This window comes from Gelidibacter sediminis, from assembly GCF_004364975.1.
GTDB classification, from domain to species: Bacteria; Bacteroidota; Bacteroidia; order Flavobacteriales; family Flavobacteriaceae; genus Gelidibacter; species Gelidibacter sediminis.
Genome location: NZ_SOBW01000007.1, coordinates 555,050 through 572,045 on the forward strand (window position 1 = coordinate 555,050; position 16,996 = coordinate 572,045).

General features: G+C 38.2%; 13 protein-coding genes. 2 read left to right on the plus strand and 11 right to left on the minus strand.

Annotated features, from left to right (window positions below; translation table 11 throughout):
* Window positions 1-10 precede the first annotated feature (10 nt).
* From BXY82_RS02300 to BXY82_RS02325, 6 genes are all read right to left on the minus strand, one after another.
* Window positions 11-2,098 carry a GDSL-type esterase/lipase family protein gene (locus BXY82_RS02300; RefSeq protein ID WP_133756563.1) on the minus strand — a complete coding sequence of 696 codons (2,088 nt, stop codon included), beginning with the start codon at window positions 2,096-2,098 and terminating at the stop codon, window positions 11-13.
* A gap of 10 nt (window positions 2,099-2,108) precedes the next feature.
* Window positions 2,109-2,810 carry an LrgB family protein gene (locus BXY82_RS02305; protein ID WP_133756564.1) on the minus strand — a complete coding sequence of 234 codons (702 nt, stop codon included), beginning with the start codon at window positions 2,808-2,810 and terminating at the stop codon, window positions 2,109-2,111.
* The gene (locus tag BXY82_RS02310) at window positions 2,803-3,168 is read right to left on the minus strand and encodes a CidA/LrgA family protein (RefSeq protein ID WP_243835656.1); all 366 of its coding nucleotides are present in this window, start codon (window positions 3,166-3,168) and stop codon (window positions 2,803-2,805) included. Before BXY82_RS02310 ends, BXY82_RS02305 begins: the two co-directional genes overlap by 8 nt.
* A gap of 26 nt (window positions 3,169-3,194) precedes the next feature.
* Window positions 3,195-4,322, minus strand: coding sequence for a sialidase family protein (locus BXY82_RS02315; protein ID WP_133756565.1), 1,128 nt, complete (start codon window positions 4,320-4,322; stop codon window positions 3,195-3,197).
* 210 nt (window positions 4,323-4,532) lie between these two features.
* On the minus strand, window positions 4,533-5,306 hold the full coding sequence (locus tag BXY82_RS02320) for a creatininase family protein (protein WP_133756566.1): 774 nt from the start codon (window positions 5,304-5,306) through the stop codon (window positions 4,533-4,535).
* 4 nt (window positions 5,307-5,310) lie between these two features.
* Entirely contained in the window at window positions 5,311-6,471 is a 1,161-nt protein-coding gene (locus tag BXY82_RS02325) for an AGE family epimerase/isomerase (RefSeq protein ID WP_133756567.1), read from the minus strand.
* A 134-nt stretch (window positions 6,472-6,605) separates the two neighbouring features.
* Between BXY82_RS02325 and BXY82_RS02330 the strand changes: the two genes are divergently transcribed.
* Window positions 6,606-7,325, plus strand: coding sequence for a FadR/GntR family transcriptional regulator (locus tag BXY82_RS02330; protein ID WP_133756568.1), 720 nt, complete (start codon window positions 6,606-6,608; stop codon window positions 7,323-7,325).
* Here the strand turns inward: BXY82_RS02330 and BXY82_RS02335 are convergent.
* The 5 genes from BXY82_RS02335 to BXY82_RS02355 form a co-directional block, all read right to left on the minus strand.
* Window positions 7,306-7,764 carry a YhcH/YjgK/YiaL family protein gene (locus BXY82_RS02335; RefSeq protein WP_133756569.1) on the minus strand — a complete coding sequence of 153 codons (459 nt, stop codon included), beginning with the start codon at window positions 7,762-7,764 and terminating at the stop codon, window positions 7,306-7,308. The genes BXY82_RS02330 and BXY82_RS02335 overlap by 20 nt on opposite strands.
* A gap of 173 nt (window positions 7,765-7,937) precedes the next feature.
* The gene (locus BXY82_RS02340; RefSeq protein ID WP_133756570.1) at window positions 7,938-9,107 is read right to left on the minus strand and encodes a sialidase family protein; all 1,170 of its coding nucleotides are present in this window, start codon (window positions 9,105-9,107) and stop codon (window positions 7,938-7,940) included.
* A 208-nt stretch (window positions 9,108-9,315) separates the two neighbouring features.
* Complete coding sequence (locus BXY82_RS02345; protein ID WP_133756571.1) at window positions 9,316-10,221, minus strand: dihydrodipicolinate synthase family protein; 906 nt, start codon at window positions 10,219-10,221, stop codon at window positions 9,316-9,318.
* A gap of 93 nt (window positions 10,222-10,314) precedes the next feature.
* The gene (locus tag BXY82_RS02350) at window positions 10,315-11,823 is read right to left on the minus strand and encodes a RagB/SusD family nutrient uptake outer membrane protein (protein WP_133756572.1); all 1,509 of its coding nucleotides are present in this window, start codon (window positions 11,821-11,823) and stop codon (window positions 10,315-10,317) included.
* 10 nt (window positions 11,824-11,833) lie between these two features.
* A complete protein-coding gene (locus tag BXY82_RS02355) occupies window positions 11,834-15,088 on the minus strand; it encodes a SusC/RagA family TonB-linked outer membrane protein (protein WP_133756573.1) in 3,255 nt (1,084 codons plus the stop codon).
* A gap of 370 nt (window positions 15,089-15,458) precedes the next feature.
* On the opposite strand from BXY82_RS02355, the gene BXY82_RS02360 reads away from it, so the two are divergent.
* Window positions 15,459-16,973: a catalase gene (locus tag BXY82_RS02360; protein ID WP_133756574.1), complete on the plus strand. Its 1,515-nt coding sequence runs from the start codon at window positions 15,459-15,461 to the stop codon at window positions 16,971-16,973.
* Window positions 16,974-16,996: the final 23 nt, after the last annotated feature.

The window sequence follows — 16,996 nt, forward strand, 5'->3', positions numbered from 1 at the left end:
TATATTTTATTTAATTAATACTATTTGAAAATGTGGATGCTGGCAAATTAGCACTATTGACTAAATTTCCGTTGGAAAAGGAAGTATACCCATATCTTACAAAGCGAGGGGTTTCAATTTCCGGGGACCAAACCTGCAAGACGTCATTCACGATTTTACTTTGTGCGGGAACAAATTTCCTGTCAGGTCCTGCAATATAAATATCATTTACTGAAGTGTTTCCTAGAATTTTTAAACCTTGTCCGTGTTTAAAATGGACTTCTAACCTATTTTTATTGACGTTTACAAAGTCTAATAGTGGTCCAGAAAATGGAATTTCAACAGCATAAGTTTTATGAAGTGCTATTTTAGAAAGGCGCTCTCCCACAACCCATTTGTGTTTTGGATGCACATCGGATGCATGTCCCACATCCAAACTGACCGCCATGCCTGTATTTGGAATTTCCAATAATAGGCGTTGCGAATTTCTAAATTCTCCCCAATTTGTGCGATGGATACTGCTCAACTGCACATAATAAAATGGCAACTCCGGGTTTTTGAAATGGCTACGCCAATCGGCTACCAACAATTTAAATAATTTTGAATGCAAGTTGACATGCTCGGTATTGGATTCGCCTTGGTACCAGATGACCCCTTTAATTTTGTAATCTCTGATGGGCATCATTCCTGCATCAAAGAGCATTGTTGGATGATAAGGATGCCTGGCCCGTACCCCAATTTTAGATACTTCTCGCATATTTAAAGCCGCACGCTCTGCCACCCAAGTATCCACTTTAGGATGCAAGTGGGTATCATTGAGCAGACTCACGGTTTCAGGGTGCTGTTCCATAGATTCCCTACTGATCCAACTTTGAATGGGCGCGCCACCCACAGCATTGTTAATGATGCCGATAGGAACTCCTAAATGCTTTTGGAGTTGATAAGCGAAGGCATAGGCGACTGCGGAAAAATCGTTTAGGTTCTCGGTTGTAGATGCGGTCCATCCCGAGTTCTTGAAATACGCATCAGCATTACAATCATTAAGTTCATCTTCCGTGTAGGGTTTGTCAGACAACACTTTTCCGTCCATTGAGAATAAAAACACTTGCGGATTAAGGGAATCTTTTAAAACCGTTGCCGCATTGTCCATCTCACGGACTTTAAAATCCATGTTAGACTGCCCCGAAGCCAACCACACTTCTCCTAAATAAACTGATTTTATTTCAACAGATGTTTTAGCCGTTGCAAATTTTAAAGCAAAAGGCCCTCCGGCTTTCATTGCTGGAAAAGTGACCTGCCATTTGCCATGCACATCAGCATTTACTGTTTTCGAAACCTTGTTAAATAGAACAGTTATAGTTTCATCAGCATTAGCTGTACCATTAAAATTAATTGGTTCATTACGTTGCAACACCATATTCTCACCGTAGAGCACTGGTAGTATTAATCCGCCGTAATCGCCAGTAATGGCAGCATATACTTTATCGGCGATAACCTTAGCACCTTCTTTAGTGGGATGTAAATTATCAGGAAAATATTCAGGAAACCTATAAAGCGGCTCGTGCAAATCGATAATTTGAACTTCTGCTTTCTTGGCGACGCGTTCAATTTTCGCTTGGATGTCTTTAAAACTTTCGCGCATACCTTCTTCAAACCAATGGTGTCCAGAAAACGTGGGCGTCATTTTGCAAATCATAACTTCAGGCTTGGAGGACAGATTTTTGTAGCGTGCAATCATTTCCAAATAATCCTGTTCAAAGTCGTCCTGGTGGTCTGGCCAATTATTATTGCCCTGATCGTTAAGTCCTAAATGGATGATGACAATGTTAGGTAAAAAGTCTTGTGATTGCCTAAATTCGGCAGTCTTCCAATAGGGTTTGTGTCCGTTTTTAAGTAGGGTAGCCCCTGAAAATCCAAAATTCTCCACCTTGTAATTGGCACCTAAACGCTCTTGCAGTTGTTGCGGATAGGAATTTTCTTCACGATCCTCAATTCCTGCCCCGAAGGTCACACTATCGCCCACACAGGCAACTTTTATGGTTTGAGAATTTAATAGTAAAGAAAAACACAACATCAAGGTCAATACAGTTTTGCGGTAATTATTTGAAGACTTTTTCATTATAAATAAGTTATAGCGATCCGACAATCCAAAGTACTACATATGGCGAAATAAGGGTAGTTAGAATGCCATTAACACACATGGCCAATCCGCTATACGCACCAGGCAAAGGCCCTATTTCAATAGCACGCGCTGTACCGATACCATGGGCTGCGGTCCCGAGCGCCGTTCCTACAGCGGTCTGGCTTTTGATGCCCACTAGTTTTAAAAATCCCGATCCAAAGGCATTTCCAAAAACGCCTACCGCAATCACAACACCTGCCGTTAAGGACGGAATTCCTTCCGTAATTTTGGTGATTTCAATCGCTATTGGTGTGGTGACTGACATGGACACAAGTGACCTGATGAGCACATCAGGAGCATGCATCGCAATAGAAATTAAGGATACCGAAGCAATACTGATCAAACCGCCACAACCTACGGCCAATAAAAATGGATAAATATTGTGCTTGATCAACTCATACTTTTCATAAAACAAAACTCCTAGCGCTACAATGGCTGGTCCTAGAAAAAAACTTAAATAGGTTCCGCCTTTATTATAATCTTCAAAAGGGATGTCAAGAATCACCAAAAACAGAATAATAAGGGTAATGGCTACTAAAACAGGATTAAATAAAACGAATTTTATTTTGGATCGTAAAGCTCGCGCAGCAAAAAAAACAATAACGGTTAAAAGGATGCCAAAAATGGGATGCTGATAGATCTCACTCATGTTTTTCCAGTTTTTGTTGTACTAACGCGGTAATGTAGAGCGTGAGTAACGTCGTGACCACTGCAATCACACAAAGCATCATCCAATAGAAACTTATAAAATCAAAATAAGCCATGAGTCCAACGCCATAGGGCACAAAAAACAGCACCATGTACTTCAACAGTTGATCTGAAGCCGGCTTCACATCTTTCAACCGGATCAACTTAAATTTTAAAGCGCTGAAAATTAAAATCATCCCCAAGATATTCCCAGGAATTGGGACATTTGATACGTAGCGAATCAACTCTCCTATCCCAAGGAATAAGAAAATCCAGAGGAATGCTTTGAGCAGTTGTAATCGACTACGGAGTGGACTCATTAATTTTCAGCGCTAAAAGAAAAAATTTATCTTTTCTTAGGTTTTTGATAGGTATCTGCACCATCAGTCAACCAATTTAGTGAAAAACTCACAAACGGATTCTTGGTATAGTTATCTTGTTCAAAAAACAATCCGATATCGCCATTTTCAAGAATAGTCATATCTGAATACGCCGATGGTCCTTCATAAATAGTCTTTCCTTCTGACCAAGTCTTACCTTCATCATAACTGATGCGCACGGTCATATTAACCCGTCCTTTTTCAGATTTCGCATTAGAAAAAAGCAATCTGTTCTTTTTATAACCATCTTCAATTGCCGTATAGCGAATGATGCTGGCATTACAACCCGGATCAATCAACTCAGGTGCAGGTACTGTGGTCCATGACTGTCCTTCATCTGTAGACGTGTGCACATAACGTAAGCCTTTGCCATTTACACGAGCATTGATCATTAAGGTACCATCAGCGAGCTCGATCACTTTCGATTCGTCAGCTGGTTGAATTGGTGTGTCTATAAAATACCAAGTTTTACCGTGGTCATCACTTCCAAATAAGTGTAAGCCACTGTTCAAATTCACCATAGTATGCAACAATTTGCCTGAACGGGTTTGAATGCCTCTACCAGATGTTATGAATTTAAAATCTTCGTGCCATTCTGGTTTGGCTATTTGCGAAGTGATGTCTACCGGTTTACTCCAGGTTTTACCATTGTCAGAACTCTTCACATAATGCAGATAGTAGATGTCTTTTTCAGTATCTAAATTCATGTAATTATAAAACATAAAAATATCATTGGTCACATGGTCTACAATAAATGACGGATCTGACGCCGATTGTCCAAAAGGAAAATCTACAGCGGTTTCAATATCTGACCATGTTTTCCCGTTATCAGCGCTTCGTCTGACAATAATGTTGATATCTTTACTGAATTTCAAATCGCCACAGCCAGGCACACGCTCATCAATTGCCGCAATCACATCGCCATTTGGGGCGGTAATAATAGCTGGAATACGGTAACATTCTACGCCTTCAGTCATGGAAGTGTTGAACAAATCTTGAAATACGGGCGCACCATCGTTTGGGCTCGTGTTTTGGGTTTTTACACCGCAATTAAAAAGGAATACTGGAATCAGTAATGCAAATAGTTTTCTCATGATTAAAAATGTATTATTTATTATTTTCTTATTATCGGATATAGAATTAAGACTGCTTCGCTGTTAGAAATAAGAATCAAGACTTACTTGTATCTTTACTAATGGACAACCTGAATTTAAAATAGATTTGCCCAATTAGTCTCATACTTTTTTTTCAAATGATATATTCATTTTAAACTCTCGATTCAGTCCTATCTGTTTTGTCAGTCTTTATTCGTACATATTATGCACATTCGCGTGATGTAATTCTTCACAAAACTCAGCCACGTTTTTTACTACAGCATCTAAAAATGCTTTGCCTTTTTCGGCAGTCGCTTTTATCGGATTACCCACACCGGTATCTTCGGTGACTTGTGTCCATTGACGTTGCGAGCTCACCCAACCTTCTCTAAGGCCTTTAATTTTAAATTGTTTGGCACTTCCGTTTCCTGCTTGCTCAATTGGCAATACCAACTCTGGTACAATGTGCAGCACTGCAGAAGTCTCCATCTCACCCGCATGATCTCCTGGCTCATCAAAATAGTCTTTGGCATCGGCTGCCTGAAACCAATTGAGGGCACAAACAAACACGTTTGGGAATTCTATGCTCAATTCGCGAATCATCTGCTTAAAATTATTGCCGCCGTGTGCATTAACAATTACTAATTTTTGAATGTTTTGTCCATCCAACACCTCTACCACATCTCTTAAAAGCGCATATTGTGTGCTTGGATTCATATTGATACATAACGAAATATCCATCTGCCCAGTATTTACTCCAAAAGGAATGGTTGGTAACACTACCACCTTAGCACCCTTATTCCAGGCTTGTTCTGCAGCAGTGATAGCCACATATTCTGCTTGAATATTATCAGTGGCATACGGCAGATGGTAATTATGGGCCTCCGTAGCGCCCCATGGCAAAATAGCTACCGTATAATTGGTGTCTTTAACTGACTTCCAATTGGTTTCTGCCAATACATATGGTCGTATAGCATTCGTCATCGTATTATTTTTTTTGTTCTATTTTCTCGAATGATTTCCAGCATTGGTACATCGCTCTTGGCACATGGAAACAACCTTTCCATTTGCCTCCTTTTAAATCTAATAACACCTCGCCTTGACGGTTTAAATAACCATACCATTCGCCATTTTCAGGATCTGAGAAATGAGACCATGCATATTCGTGAACTTTTTCATACCAATTCATCAATTCTTTTCTCCCTGTGTGTTCATATGCCTTAGTTAATGCAACCAAAGCTTCCAAGTGTACCCACCATAGTTTTTGATCCCACTCCAACTGTTGTGGCGGTTTGTTCATGACGTCCATAAAGTATAGAATTCCGCCATACTTTTTATCCCAACCGTAGCCCAAAATTTTCAGGATGGTATCCGCAGCTTTATTGATCAATTCCTTATCATTTCTTCTTACGCCAATGTCAATCATAAACCACATGGCTTCAATACCGTGACCCGGATTAATAAGTCGGCCGTTATAACTGTCTTCATGCGTGCCATCAGGACGGACAAATTCGTACACAAGTCCGGATTCTTTATCTAAAAACACATTCATAACTTCATTGATACTGAAATCGATGGTTTTGTTCACTTCCTCTTCATCCAAAACGCCTTCCAATTCCAAGACCAAATTGGACAAAATCATGGGCAGTGAAAAACTTTTTAGTGGGCGTTCCCCTGTTGTTTTCTCATAAGTTCCTTTGGGATTGTCTTTCTTTTTAAGAATGTTCAGATACGTTTGTTTGGCGAGTTGTTTGATTTCTTCATCGCCAGACGCCATAGCGTATTGACTAAATGCCATAGCCGCAAAACAATCTGAAAAAATATTATACGGCTGTACTAACGGATTTCCTTCACGTGTTGTCGAAAAATAAAAATTACCATCTTTATCCATGCCGTGTTTAATGATAAAGTCGATGCCATGCTTGGCCAACTTCAACCAATTTTCATTTTTTTCAACAGTATTGTAAAGCATAGAAAAGGTCCAAGCTTGTCGGCCTTGAAGCCACATAAATTTATCCGTGTCATAAACCTTTCCACTCGTGTCCAAACATGTAAAATACCCACCGTGCTCTTTGTCAATAGAATAGCGTTCCCAAAACGGAATAATATCGTCTAAAAGTGTGGTTTTATAAAGTGCGGTGTAGTTCATTGCCAATTGATTTATAATTTTGAAGTCCTGTAAATAAATCGAAAATAATTATTATATTCGTTTAATATGTATTACATAATACAAACTTAGCAAATTTAGAATTATAAATTACATTTGCACAAATTAAAAATGCAATGAAAGACCGCATCGCTTTAAAGCCATTAACTAATTTAACATTAGTAGACAAGGTAGAAATAAATATCACAGAATATATAAAAAATAATAAGCTTCAAGTTGGCGATCCCATTCCTAAGGAGATGGAATTTGCAGAGACTCTTGGCGTCAGCAGAACAGTAATTCGTGAAGCATTGACCAGGTTGCGGACCATTGGGATTATTGACTCCAAAAAACATAAAGGCATGGTGCTGAGCCAGCCCGACTTTATCTTGAACTTTGAAAAAATAATGAGTTTGAATTTGATGGGCGATGAAGCCCTGAAAGATATTTTCGAGCTGCGTTTAATTCTAGAAATGGGAATGGTTGACTTACTTTTTGCCAGAAAGACTGAGGAAGATATTATTGAGTTGACCAAAATTGTAGATAGGATGGAGAAAAAATCACCGAACTCTAGTATTTTTAGTTTAAAGAATGAGGTGGCATTTCACGGTAAATTATATGAAATGTCAGGAAACAGAACTTTACAACGTGTCCAAAATATTTTGTTGCCAGTATTTCAATACGTACACGATCATAAATTATCGGATGCTAAGACTTACAAATATTCCAAGAAATTTGTCACGCACCGCGACCTTTTAAATTATTTAAAGGATGATGATATTAAAAAGTTCCGTAAAGGATTGGCGCAACATTTAGAGCCGCATTTTGAAAGAGTCCTTAAGAATACTGAATTTTAACTTTAACCACCACTTTTTTAACCTTTTCAGGTGTTGTAGTAGTCACTTCAGGCATATGAATGTCATCAGGAAAAAAGATGGCAAAGGTACCTGCTTTGACTGTTATGAGATCATAGGACTCTTCAAATAGCATATAATCATCATCGTGGTCATAGGCTTTTTTAGGTGTTTGTCCTGTATGTATTGTGACACCCATGTGCTCAACACCTTCCACTACATATTGCACATCAATATATTTTAGATGTGACTCCATCAGTTGCTCATCAATCTGTTTCGTCTCATAATCCTTAAAAATAGCGAAGACATTATCACCTTCAATCTCATGTTTGCCCACAGACAACACATTAAAATCAGTGTTTTTGATATAGTCTAAAGCTCTCGCAATGCCTGGGTGAACCCCTTGATAGAGGTGGAAATTTTCAATTTTGTCTATGATCATAACAACGCAATTTAAATTAGAATTCGGGGCCAACAGTTAATTTAACCCTTGTACAATAAATGTTCAAGCGTAGGGATAAGATATTATAACCCTAATACCAGCCAAACAAGGAATAAAAACTCAAGATTATAACAAATTCAGAATAAAGGTTTAAAACTAATAACATGGCATGTTTACAAAGAGTTGAACCAAATGTCTTTGTATATTATTTCCTTAGGAAGAATAATAACATCTAAACGCATCCATCCAGGTGGCCGATTGCCTGGAGTCATTTTTGGGAACCCATTTGTGTCTGATGCTTCAAAAACAATGGCAAGACGTCCATCAGCTAATTGAGTGATACAACTATAGCCAGCTGATTTTTCATGCAATAAATAATCATTTTCCCAAGTCACCCCACCATTTAAACTACGATAGATAAATAGGTTCTGTCTATCTTCATTATTTGCACCACCTAATCCGCCCGCAGGTCCCACATAAAACAGGATATTATCAAGACCTAACATGCTTCCTTGGCAGCCGCCATAATCAACTGAAGATTGTAAACGAAAGTCAATATGACTATTAGTCCATGACACCCCACCATCTTGACTTGTGGATACCGTACGCTTGCCTTTACCTGCTCTGAGATTATATCTTAAAACATTATTTGGAGATTCTGCAATTTGGTACTCTCCGCCATCAGGAGCGTTGGTTCCAATTTCCCAAGTCTCACCATGATCATCGCTATATACAGCTCTATTTTTAGAAACGATCCCATCGGTTTGACGCGTTGGCATAATTAGCCTGTTCTTAAAAAGGTTGCCCTGCATTTGAATGCCTGCTCCAGGTCCAAAACCACCAATATAATGGTTAGGCGCAACAATTTCTTTAGTGATGTCGCGAGGTGCGCTCCAACTTAGACCATCGTCATCGGATATAATTACCCAGGCCGTATTCTTTAACTTGCTGTGGTCATCTGAAGGCCATAAGGTGGTAAAAAGAAATATCCTTCCTGTAACCTTGTCTACCAGCGCCACAGGATCCATAAAGGCATCCGATCCACTGTTGGTTAAGAATTGAATTGTGGACCAACTTTCTCCATCGTCTTCACTTCTTTTTAAAACTATATCTGTAGGTGTTTTATCGGTAGAACTTATTTTACGAGCTTCTGCGAAAAGAAGTAAGGTTCCTTTCTTACTGGTGGTAAGCGTAGGAATACGATAGGAGTCAATTCCATCATCTCCCGCATTGAACACAGTTGTTTTGCGAATAGAGTCTAAAGTGCTTCCTGAAGCATTAACTCCTAAAAAAAAGACCAAGCATAAAGCTAAAACACATTTATCAATCCATTGTTTGTGCATAAACTACGTTTATTGGGTTTATAAAAATTCATTACTCAGTTTTGTAAGATGAAATTTCGATAGGCAAAATCATCACCTTTAAATTTATGTCTTTGAATTATCTGGATGCAATTATCTTCTTTAGCGGCACATCTGATTTAAAAAAAAAGAAACCAAGTTTTAAAGTATCAATTCAAACCTGGTTTCTTTCAAAATGAAAAAATTGCTATTAATTACTCAGTTGTTCTAATAACCCGATACTATCTAAATCTGCTACAATTTCTGTATAAGCGTCATCAGATAGTGTGGTATGCGGAAATCTACTTGGCCCACAATTGATGCCCAAAGTCTTCATAAAACCTTTAGCAACACCGTTAAAACCGCCGTAGCCGTCTAATATTTCAACAAATCTAATAGCTTTAGTCTGCAGGGCTGCAGCCTCTGCCATTTTGCCTTCTTCAAATAGTGCTTTTATTTTGTAATATAATGGTGCCAAATGGTTATAGGTGCTTCCTACCCATCCATCTGCTCCTAAAGGCAGACTCGACAAGAATATTTCATCAAAACCAAAAAGGATGTTGTATTTGCCACCTTCAAAATTTTTGCAATGCAAGTAGTCAATCAGATTGTTATTGGTAAATTTAATTCCTTCTAAATTGGGAATTTCCTTAGATGCTGCTTTTAAAAACTCTAACATATTTAAATTGGCACCGCTCAACACCGGAATGTGGTAATAATAAAATGGAAGGTTTGGTGCACAAGCTGCCACTTCTTTACAATAGCGCACCAACTTTTCAATACTATTTAGCTTAAAGTAGTAAGGTGCCAATACAGCTATGGCATCAACTTTATCAGCAGCAAATGTGGCAAGATCTTTAGATACCTCCAAACTTGGATCTCCTACGTGGTCAATGAGATATAAATCTGAAGATTTGTTATCAGACCATGCTTGGGTAATTTGCTTGCGCTCTTGCGTAGATAAGGACACAAAGTCTCCTGTGGAACCATTCATGAAAATTCCGGCTACTTTATTTTTAACCAAAAATTCTCCATAGGCCTTAATAACACCAGTGTTTAGTGAACCGTCTTGGTGCATTGGCGCATAAGTAGCTGCTATTAAATTGTTTATTTTCATATATGCTTTTTAACGATAGTGTGAATTTTAACAAAAAGAGAGTTAAGATTTTAAACATAACTCTCTTTTCTTGCTAACTCAAACGTACTCTAATTAATTTGTATACCCAGGCGTTTGTTCCAATAATGGGTTTCTTCCAATCATGTCATTAGTAATAGGTAACAGTAATTTATACTCATCACCTGGATTCAAAAAGCTGATGTTGTCTATAACAAAACTGTCTCCAGCACGTCTTAAATCCCACCATCTTTTACCTTCACCTATAAACTCTTTGTAACGCTCATTTAAAATAGCATTAGCATTTTCTGTCTGTGAACCATTAACATACCCATGGATAACTTGATTGTAATCAGATCCATAAGCTCTTTCACGAATTTGATTAATCTCAGCTGATGGATCTTCACCCAACAAGTTTTTAACTTCTGCCAACATTAAAACCACATCTGCATATCTGTAAAGAGGAACATCGTTTTCAAAAATACGTTCAGACCCTACAACTTTACCTAAAAATTTATTAAAAATAGATCCAAAATATTTTGGTTCCGTATAAGTTGGATACCCCAAACCACCATTATTATCTTTATATAATCTAATAAAAGTAGCGTCTTTTCTACTGTCCATATTGTCATCTAACAACAACAGTGTTTCTTCTGAAGGCCCATATCTATTTGCTCCTGCAATTACAAAATCGCTCATAGAAGCACCTTCATCGTTAAACTGAGGATTGATTTCTGTACTTCTTCCAGTTAAACTATTGTAAAAATTCTCCGCTTCGTCTTGCTTGTACTGTATGGCAAAAATAAACTCACTGTTCCCTTCATTGTCCACACCCCAAAGGTTGTTGAAATTAGGTTCTAAGCTCACGCCTAAAGAAGACACTTGTTGTAATGCTGTTTTAGCTTCTGTAAAATCAGCATTGCCACCTCCCATTAAATTTCCAGACCAGATGTACACATCACCTTTTAGGGTTAAGGTAGCTGCTTTAGACCAAAAATTCTTACTTCCAAGCCAATAGCTATCATTACTTCCAAAAGAACTCAAGGACGCTGCTATATCAGATTTTATTAGTGCCATAACCTCTGCCTCAGATGATCTTGCTCTACTTAATCCTTCAGGATTCACATCAGTAAAAGGCTCTAAAATAATTGGCACACCACCCCAAGTTTTAAGCAAAGTGTAGTAGTACAGTGCTCTTAATCCATAAGCTTGCCCAAGTAAATGAGCTTTCTCAGATTCATCAACAAACGAGACGTTTGGCGCATTTAATAAGAAATCATTAATTCTATGAATTCTGGTGTATAAACCAGCCCAACCTCCAAATGGCGCCGTTGCAATAGTAATATTATTTTCAATTAAATTTTCACTTGACGGCGACTCATAAGTTCGACCTCCCCAAATGTCACTTCTCATTTCGCCTAATAACCACAGCGTTCCTGTAGATGATCTTAGGTTGGCATACAATCCGGTATGTGCTGTTTTAGCACCTTCTTCAGTGTCCCAAAATCCTTGAGCCGTTAATTGACTCGGACTGTCCAATTCTAGCTCACTTTCACATGCACTTAAAGTGACAAGAGCTATAACTATATAAATGTACTTTTTCATCTTCTAAAATTTAAAATGTTACGTTTAGACCTAATGTAATTGTTTTTGGCACAGGGAATGATCCATATTGGACCCCACCTTGTTCTGGCGTGTCACCACTCATGCTTTTAAAATAATGTAAGTTTGATCCCGTTACATAGATGCTTAATCTTTGGATGGCATCATTAAAATATTTGCTTGGCATGTTATAGCTCAAGGTTACTTCACGTAATGCTAAATAATCTCCTTTTTCCCAGAATTTTTCATTACCAAAATTTTGCAAATCATCAGCACCTTCACCGGCTCTCCAAACATTTTTAGCGCCGTTTACAAAAACAAAACGTGGCCAATCAGTATCTGTATTAGTTGGAGTCCAAGAATCTGCTACCTCTATTGGTTGCGCTAAGTTACCTTGGGTTTGACCGTACCCTTTATTTTTAATGTGGTTCCACACTAAATGACCGGTTGCAAAATCGGTTTTTACAAAAAGGTTAAAGTTTTTATAGCTTAAACTTGAGCTTAAACCTCCAATGAAATCAGGCGTTGTGCGGCCAATAACTTTTCTGTCAAGGTTATCAATTACACCATCGCCATTCTGATCTACCCACTTTACATCTCCAGCCCAACGCTTATTACGACTCGCTCCTGGCACATATGCATCAGTTATCGAATTATCAGCATCAGCCTCAGCTTGTGTAGCATAAATGCCTGCTTGCTCAAAAGCAACTACTAAGTCATGCCCAGAACGTTGGCCTTCCTGAAAACCACCAACCCATTCTTCTTGACCAGTAGAAGCGTTCCAAATAAGTGTACCACCTTGTCTATTTCTTTCATTGTCATTTTCAGGTAAATTAATTACATAATTTTTATTAGATGTAAATGTTGCACCTACATTCCAAGTTAAATCTGCATTTCTAATAATATCTCCATTAACCTGTAATTCAAATCCTTTGTTTCTGATGGTTCCGTTATTAGTCAATATACTACTGAATCCAGTGTAATAAGGCAAAGTTAAATTTGCCAATTTGTCTTTAATATCTCTTGAATATACATCCGTGATGATTGAAAGTCTATTGTCAAAAAACGAAATATCTAAGCCGGCATTAAACGTTGTGGATTTTTCCCAGACCAAATCTAAAGTTGGCAAAGATGAATTTGCATAACCAGTCTGACCGTTATAAACACCTTGTTCTCCATAAGATCCGTATACACCATAGTTACTTAAAACATCTTGATTTCCATTAACACCATAACTCAATCTTGGTTTCAACCTAGAAATCACATTGCTTAACGACGAATCTTTAAATCCTTGTTCATTATGTACATTCCAACCCACTGAAATACCTGGGAAGAAATCATACTTATTATTTCCTAAACGTGAAGAGCCATCATATCTGTATGTAAAGCTCATTAAATAGCGATCATCATAATCATACAACAGTCTACCAAAAGTAGATACGATTACATATTCAGTTTCAAAACTATATGGAATTCCATCAGCTTCAGCTCCAGCATTTAAAGTTTCTATTAAATCTGTTGGAGAGTTCCGTGTTCCTGCTGATGTATTAAAAAAGTTGTCTTTGTAATATTCAGCACCAACCAAAGCATTGAAATTATGATTTCCAAATTTTTTCAAATAATTTAAAGTACCTGTCAATTGATTTCTTAAGGTTCTTCCTAAACTAACAGATGCTTCACGCCCTGTACGTAGTGGACCTGTATTACTTCCCACTCTATACGCTCTATTAAAACCTTCATTGTGATTATTTACAGTAAAATGACTACCGTTTATTGCTAAAGTTAAATCATCTATAAATTCCCAATCGATTCCTACAGATGCAGATAAACGTTGTTCTAAATTCTTTCTGACAAATTTATCTTGGTAGTATAGCGGGTTACCAAAACCTTGATTTTGACCTGGAGCGTATTGATTGGTCCAAGTGCCATCTGCATTGCTATCGTATGTTCTAGAGGTTGGTGCTTGCCCTTGAAACCTTCTAAAAACCGTGTCATCACCCCCTAATGGGCTTAGAGACAAATTTGAATGTGAATACAATACATTAGAATTTACTTTAAATCTATCGCTGATTTTATAAGATCCGCTAAACTTCCCTGAGTATCTTTTAAATCCTGAGCCCAAAATCAGACCGTCATTGTCTAAAGCTCCCAAACCTAAGTAGTACGTGCCTTTTTCATTACCTCCATCAAAAGATAAATAATGATCTTTTGATGCACTAGTTTGATAGATGCGATCAGCAACACCCGTATTGTTATAGAACAAAATCTCTTTTGATGGATCTAAAATATCTGGAATAGTGCTCCAACCTGGTTGGTTTAACAAATAACTATTAGACGCTGATAAATACTGCGTTGTAAATGGATCATTAGTAGCATTATTACCTGTCCCAGCACCGTGGTTTCCATCTAGGAAAGCCCCAAATGCCCCTGCATTACCAGCAACTTCCCTATACCAAGCTATGGACTGCCTGTTGTAGTTAATATGCTGTGCAGCATTAAGGTATCGTTGGTCGTTTCTTTCGTGGTTCATACTATATTTATATTTATAGTTGATAGACGACTTTCCTGCCTTACCAGTTTTAGTAGTTACTAAAATAACACCATCAGCAGATCTTGCACCATAGATGGCCGTTGCTGCTGCATCTTTTAGAACCTCAATAGATTCGATGTCATCCGCATTCAAGGCGTAAAATGACCCTGGTATACCGTCAATTAAAATAAGAGGCGACCCTGTCCCGTTAAAATTAGTACCGCCACGCAACACAATCTGTGGCGTTGATCCTGGTTGTCCAGTGGTATTGGTCACTCTTAAACCTGCAATTGTTCCTTGTAAGGCTGTGGCAACGTTTGAACGCGTTGAGGTTTCTAAAATTTTGGTGTCCAATTTGGAAACCGAAGTTGTCAACTGAGCCCTACTCTGTTTACCGTAACCTGTAATGACAATTTCATCTAACATTGCCGTATCTTCTGTTAAGGTAACATTAATAACTGATTGCTCACCCACTGTTGCTTCCTTTGGCTGAAAACCTACAAAACTGAACACGAGAACATCTCCCGTATTAGCAGTAATGCTGTAATTACCGTCAAAATCTGTAATTGCTCCAGTACTTGTGCCTTTAACAATTACAGTAGCTCCCGTTAAAGGAATGTTATCTGTCGCCGACAGTACCGTTCCTGTGATTGTCTTTTCCTGTCCAAAACTTAAGGCAGGTAAGGCAAAAAGCAAAGTAAATATCAAATAAATGATATTGGAATCTCTTTTTTTCATACTAGTTTTTTTTAATGAATGATGTTAAGTTAGTCCGTTTTGTATAAAAGTATTATGTTATACATAATGCAATGTTATGAATTTATATTAACTTCTCAAAGGATTTATTTAAGAAAATTTTAACGGAACAAGTCTAATTTGCAACAGCTATCTATCGCATTATCAGTTGTTTTTAACAAACTATATTTTTTTAGGAAAAGATATGTTGAATATTTTAACAGAATTAAATTGCATACATAAACATCATTGCGACCTTGAAAAAAATCATTTCTAGGTTTAATTTTTTTCCAAAACTAATTGAAGTTCTTTATTAAGTATCGGAAATATCGTAACTTCAATCACTTAACTAATCCAGTAAAATTATAAGATCATGGAAGATAAAAAATCGAAACTCACAAGACAGACAGGAGCACCGGTTCCTGATAATCAGAATGTACAAACCGCGGGCCCACGTGGACCAATGTTAATGCAAGATGCGTGGTTTTTAGAAAAGATGGCCAACTTTGACCGTGAGGTGATTCCTGAACGTCGTATGCACGCCAAAGGGTCTGGTGCATTTGGCACCTTTACAGTTACGCATGACATTACCCAATACTCCAAAGCGAAGATTTTTAGTGAAATAGGAAAAAAAACAGAGATGTTTAGCCGTTTTTCTACAGTTGCCGGAGAACGCGGTGCTGCCGATGCGGAACGTGATATCCGCGGATTTGCACTGAAATTTTATACCGATGAAGGCATTTGGGACTTGGTAGGGAATAATACCCCCGTATTTTTCTTCCGGGACCCGATGAAATTTCCTGATTTGAATCACGCCGTTAAACGCGACCCAAAAACAAACTTACGGAGCGCCAATAACAATTGGGATTTTTGGACACTACTCCCTGAAGCTTTGCACCAGGTAACTATCATAATGAGTGACAGAGGCATCCCTAAAGGGTACAGACACATGCACGGATTTGGAAGTCACACGTACAGCCTAATCAATCAAAATAATGAGCGGCATTGGGTCAAGTTTCATTTTGTGACCCAGCAAGGCATTGAAAACTTAACGGATGAAGAGGCTTCAAAAGTTGTTGGAATGGATCGAGAATCGTCTCAAAGAGACCTTTTTGATGCTATTGAGCTTAAAGATTATCCAAAATGGAAGATGTACATACAGGTAATGACGGAGGCGCAGGCCAAAACTTACCGTTTCCATCCGTTCGACTTAACAAAGGTATGGTCTAAAAAAGATTACCCATTAATTCCTGTGGGCGAATTTGAATTGAATAGAAACCCTGAAAACTATTTCCAAGACGTAGAACAAGCAGCATTCAATCCGACTAATATTGTGCCAGGAATTGGCTTCTCTCCTGATAAAATGTTGCAAGGACGCCTATTTTCGTATGGTGATGCCCAACGCTACAGACTTGGGGTCAACCACTATCAAATTCCGGTAAATAAACCTACCTGTCCTTACCATTCCTTTCATAGAGATGGCGCTATGCGCGTAGATGGCAATTTTGGTGCGACAAGACATTATGAGCCGAACAGCTATGGCGAATGGCAAGAGCAACCCGAAGCACAAGAACCACCGTTAGAGCTACATGGTGATGCTTATGCCCATAATTTTAGGGATGATGATGAAGACTACTTCACACAACCGGGCGACTTGTACCGTATCATCAAAGCAGATGGTAAAGAAGAGGCCTTATTTAACAATACAGCTGCTCAGGTGGGTGGCGCAGAGAAATTTATTCAGATTCGTCATGTCAGAAATTGCTACAAAGCCGATCCAGAATACGGAGAAGGTGTTGCAAGAGCCCTAGGCTTATCGATGGACGAAGTAAATAATTTTGACATGACGCCATATAACAGATGGGCACCAAAACCGACTAACGGATAAGGCAGCAAAAATTACGAATCTAA

Bases quoted from the DNA above. Each gene is read 5' to 3' on its own strand.
- BXY82_RS02300 (WP_133756563.1), bottom strand. From the start codon at position 2,098: ATGAAAAAGTCTTCAAATAATTACCGCAAAACTGTATTGACCTTGATG.
- BXY82_RS02305 (WP_133756564.1), bottom strand. From the start codon at position 2,810: ATGAGTGAGATCTATCAGCATCCCATTTTTGGCATCCTTTTAACCGTT.
- BXY82_RS02310 (WP_243835656.1), bottom strand. From the start codon at position 3,168: ATGAGTCCACTCCGTAGTCGATTACAACTGCTCAAAGCATTCCTCTGG.
- BXY82_RS02315 (WP_133756565.1), bottom strand. From the start codon at position 4,322: ATGAGAAAACTATTTGCATTACTGATTCCAGTATTCCTTTTTAATTGC.
- BXY82_RS02320 (WP_133756566.1), bottom strand. From the start codon at position 5,306: ATGACGAATGCTATACGACCATATGTATTGGCAGAAACCAATTGGAAG.
- BXY82_RS02325 (WP_133756567.1), bottom strand. From the start codon at position 6,471: ATGAACTACACCGCACTTTATAAAACCACACTTTTAGACGATATTATT.
- BXY82_RS02330 (WP_133756568.1), top strand. From the start codon at position 6,606: ATGAAAGACCGCATCGCTTTAAAGCCATTAACTAATTTAACATTAGTA.
- BXY82_RS02335 (WP_133756569.1), bottom strand. From the start codon at position 7,764: ATGATCATAGACAAAATTGAAAATTTCCACCTCTATCAAGGGGTTCAC.
- BXY82_RS02340 (WP_133756570.1), bottom strand. From the start codon at position 9,107: ATGCACAAACAATGGATTGATAAATGTGTTTTAGCTTTATGCTTGGTC.
- BXY82_RS02345 (WP_133756571.1), bottom strand. From the start codon at position 10,221: ATGAAAATAAACAATTTAATAGCAGCTACTTATGCGCCAATGCACCAA.
- BXY82_RS02350 (WP_133756572.1), bottom strand. From the start codon at position 11,823: ATGAAAAAGTACATTTATATAGTTATAGCTCTTGTCACTTTAAGTGCA.
- BXY82_RS02355 (WP_133756573.1), bottom strand. From the start codon at position 15,088: ATGAAAAAAAGAGATTCCAATATCATTTATTTGATATTTACTTTGCTT.
- BXY82_RS02360 (WP_133756574.1), top strand. From the start codon at position 15,459: ATGGAAGATAAAAAATCGAAACTCACAAGACAGACAGGAGCACCGGTT.